The organism is Mycobacterium sp. (assembly GCF_050701675.1).
Taxonomy (GTDB): domain Bacteria; phylum Actinomycetota; class Actinomycetes; order Mycobacteriales; family Mycobacteriaceae; genus Mycobacterium.
Genome location: NZ_JBOGDD010001050.1, coordinates 1 through 3,627 on the forward strand (window position 1 = coordinate 1; position 3,627 = coordinate 3,627).

2 protein-coding genes are annotated in these 3,627 nt (G+C 65.6%); one reads left to right on the plus strand and one right to left on the minus strand.

Annotated features, from left to right (window positions below; translation table 11 throughout):
• The coding region (gene mgtA, locus ACRDUX_RS32170; protein WP_526420123.1) for a magnesium-translocating P-type ATPase at nt 1-2,397 on the plus strand (2,397 nt) is incomplete at its 5' end.
• Between the two features lie 80 nt (nt 2,398-2,477).
• On the opposite strand, the gene ACRDUX_RS32175 is transcribed toward mgtA, so the two are convergent.
• The gene (locus ACRDUX_RS32175) at nt 2,478-3,482 is read right to left on the minus strand and encodes a zinc-binding alcohol dehydrogenase family protein (protein WP_526420125.1); all 1,005 of its coding nucleotides are present in this window, start codon (nt 3,480-3,482) and stop codon (nt 2,478-2,480) included.
• Nucleotides 3,483-3,627: the final 145 nt, after the last annotated feature.

Genomic DNA, 3,627 nt, shown 5'->3' on the forward strand with positions numbered 1-3,627 from the left:
CTTCTTGTGCTCTTGGCGGCCACCGCAGTGTTGTCGTTCTTCCTCGGCGACGGTACGCAGGCGGTCATCATCGGCGTGATCCTCTTGGCCAGTGTCGGGCTGGGCTTCTTCAACGAGTATCGGGCTGAACGGACTGCCGCACAGTTGCATTCGAGCCTCCACCACACCGCTGTGGTCCGCCGAGACGGAGACTTCGACTCGGTGGACGTGACCGCCTTGGTGCCGGGCGACGTGGTCCGGCTCGAACTTGGCGAGGTGGTCCCCGCGGACCTGCGTCTGATCGAAGTGTCCGGTCTGGAGTGCAACGAGAGCATCCTGACCGGTGAGTCGACCGCAGCCGAGAAGTCCTCGGAACCGACGACGCATGATGTGGCGCTGACGGATTCGGTCAACCTGGCGTTCATGGGCACAATTGTCAGCGCAGGGAACGGGTGTGGGGTCGTGTACGCGACCGGGGCCGACGCGCAGTTCGGGCGCATTGCCGCCGGTCTCGGATCGCGACAACCAGAGACCGCCTTCCAGGTCGGCCTGCGCCGCTTTTCCTACCTCTTGTTGTGGGTGGCGCTGACCTTGACTGCCGTCATATTGATCAGCAATCTGATGCTGCGGCGGCCCGTCATCGACTCCATCCTGTTCGCGTTGGCGATTGCAGTCGGTATCACCCCGCAGCTCCTCCCCGCCGTGGTCAGCACCAGCCTGGCGACGGGGGCGGGCCGACTCGCCAAGCTCAAGGTCTTGGTCAAGAGGCTGGTGTGCATCGAAGATCTCGGCGACATCGATGTGCTGATCACCGACAAGACGGGAACCCTGACCGACGGGCACCTCACCCTGGTGAGCGCGGTGGACCCCGGTGGACGGTCCGCTGACCAGGTGCTGCGGTTGGGGCTGTTGGCAACTGGTTCGGATCGCGCGAAGGGGGCAGCGTCGGGAAACGCGTTGGACGCCGCACTGTGGGAATCGCCGCGTGGTGCAGATCTCGCGACGGAGGACCTTCCCCTCGTTGCGACACTACCGTTCGATCACACCCGCCGGGCGGCGTCGGCGCTGGTCGGCTTCGACGATCAACGGGTGCTGGTGGTCAAGGGGGCGCCGGAGCAGGTGATGGCCCATTGCGTCGCCGTGCCGGATTCGGCAGGATCAACGCTCGCCGGTTTGTTCGCCGACGGACGCCGCGTCGTGGCCGTCGCCAGCAAGTCGGCGCCAGAGCTGTCGGCCATCGTCGCTGACGACGAGTCGGGTCTGACGCTGGAGGGGTTTCTGGTTTTCGCCGATGAGCCGAAGGCCGCCGCTCGGGATTCGCTGACGATGCTGGCGGCACTGGGCATCGAGGTCAAGGTCGCCACCGGCGACAATGCGCAGGTCGCCGAAAAGGTCTGCGCCGAACTTGGATTAGCCTCCAAGGGCACCGTCACCGGGGCAATATTGGAGTCACTCGATGATGCCGCCTTCGACGACAAAGTGCAGAACTGCACCATCTTTGCGAGGATCTCCCCCGAGCAGAAGGCGCGACTGATCACCTCGGCACGGCGACACGGGCGGTCGGTGGGTTTCCTTGGCGACGGCGTCAACGACGCGCTCGCGTTGCACGCAGCCGACGTGGGCATCTCTGTGGACACCGCCACCGATGTCGCCAAGGACGCGGCCGACGTGGTCCTGTTGGAGAAGGATCTCGGGGTCTTGGCCGCCGGCGTGGCGGAAGGGCGCCGTATCTTCGCCAACACCATCAAGTACGTGCTGATGGGTACATCCAGCAATTTCGGCAACATGTTCAGTGCTGCAGCAGCCTCCGCGGTGTTGAACTTCCTGCCGATGCTGCCCAGTCAGATTCTGCTGAACAACCTCCTCTACGACAGCTCCCAACTCGCGATCCCCACCGATCGAGTCGACGCTGAGCAGCTCCACGCCCCCGCGCACTGGAACATCGCGTTCATCCGCCGTTTCATGCTCACGTTCGGGCCTATCAGCTCGCTGTTCGACTTCCTGACCTTCGGGCTCATGTTGGGCGCCTTGCATGCCGGTCCGGTCGAGTTCCGCACCGGGTGGTTCGTCGAATCCCTTGCGACCCAGACGTTGATCATCTTCGCGATCCGCACCCGCCGGATCCCGTTCTACCGCAGCAGGCCTGGGGGCGTTCTGCTGGTGGCGACACTTGTGGTGATCGGCGTCGGGGTGGCGTTGACGCTGTCTCCGCTGGCCCCCACGCTGGGCTTCACGCCACTGCCGTGGTTGTTCTTCTCCGCTCTCGTGGTGCTGACCATCGCCTACCTGGTCCTCGTGGAGGCGACCAAGAAGGTGTTCTACTCCGACCCTCTGCACTTGCACGGGCAACCACACCGCACGCGTGGCGTCGAACACCGGATCCACAGACGCGCGGCGAGATTCAGTCATGGAGGCTGAGCGCGGTCAGGCTTCGCTGGCGGGGAACCCGTCGCGGTCGGGCTGAGTCGAGCACCGAACGTGGCATCACGGCGTTCGGTCTAGCCGGCGGTGCGCAGCACTGCGGCGCCGTCGAATCGGCCCGCCTTGAGATCTTGCAGTGCCCGCTGCGCCTGAGCGAGCGGGTATTGGTGGGTGGTCACCTGCAGGTGGTGATCGGCAGCGAACCGTAGGAACGCCTCACCGTCGGCACGGGTATTGGCGGTGACACTGCGGATCTCGCGTTCGTAGAACAGTTCTCGTTCGTAGTTCAGCGCGGGCACGTCACTGAGGTGAATGCCGGCGATCGACAGGATGCCGCCGCGGTCGAGGGCGCGCAGCGCGACCGGTATGAGATCACCGACCGGCGCGAACAGGATGGCGCCGTCCAAGGGTTCTGGCGCCGAGTCGTAGGCCCCAGTTGCCGAGGCGGCGCCCAGATCGAGGGCCAGCCGCCGGGCCTGCGCACCGCGGGTCATTACGTGCACGGTCGCGCCCTGCGCGATGGCGACCTGGGTCGTGAGGTGCGCGCTGCCACCGAAACCGTAGATGCCGAGACGCCCGCTTTTGGGGAGGCTGACTCGTTGTAGTGCGCGGTAACCGATGATGCCCGCACACAGCAACGGTGCCAGCTCGACGTCGTCATAACCAGTGGGAAGGCGATACGCGAATGCGGCTGGCACGGTGCAGTATTCGGCGTATCCACCGTCCCCGTCCCACCCCGTGTACAGCGAGTACGGACAGAGATTCTCCGCGCCCCGCAGGCAGTAACGGCACCTTCCGCACGTCTGGCGCAGCCACGCGACGCCGACCTTGTCGCCGACCGCATGCCCGGACACCTCGGCGCCGAGTTCCGCCACCGTCGCCACGATCTCGTGGCCGGGCGTGACCCGCGCGCGATGGGGGACGAGATCACCTTCGCTGATGTGCAGATCGGTGCGGCACACCCCGCATGCCTCCACCCGCACGAGCAACTCATCCGCCTCGGGCCGCGGCACTGGTTTGCGGCCGAAGCTCAGTGGGCCGGTTTCGATGGGACCGGGTTCGCCGACGGCCCAGGCGTTCATGGTTTCCCTCGACGTGTCAGTCATCGCTCACCTCTGAGGCTGGGAGTGCTTGCGGTACCAACCTAGCCGTCGCCGGCGAATGACGTTGAGGACTCGGCCGTTTCGGCAGAGGCGGAGCTCCGACCGGCACCGATCGGGTTTAGGC